Raw genomic sequence first — 255 nt, forward strand, 5'->3', positions numbered from 1 at the left:
ACAGCACCTGCGCCCAGGCCAGGTGCATCAAGCTGGCCGCGCTCACGCCCAGCGTGCGCGCCTGCGCACGCAGCGTCTCCGCCAGGTCGTCCGGCAGCACCAGCCGCGCCTCATCCAGTTCAGCCACCCCGCCTTGCACGTCGAGCAGCCCGTATGGCGCGCTCGGCTCGTCGATATCGGACAGCATCCGCGTAAAGAACGTTTCGTGCTCCGCGGCGCTCACACCCAGGCGCGCCTGCGCGACGAAATTCCTGA

1 protein-coding gene is annotated in these 255 nt (G+C 69.0%); it reads right to left on the minus strand.

Annotation, left to right across the window (positions count from 1 at the left end):
* Positions 1 to 255: condensation domain-containing protein (locus KVP70_RS35940; RefSeq protein ID WP_217946791.1), on the minus strand; the 255-nt coding region annotated here is incomplete at both ends.

The sequence above is a fragment of the Duganella violaceipulchra genome, assembly GCF_019166075.1.
GTDB classification, from domain to species: Bacteria; Pseudomonadota; Gammaproteobacteria; order Burkholderiales; family Burkholderiaceae_D; genus Rugamonas; species Rugamonas violaceipulchra.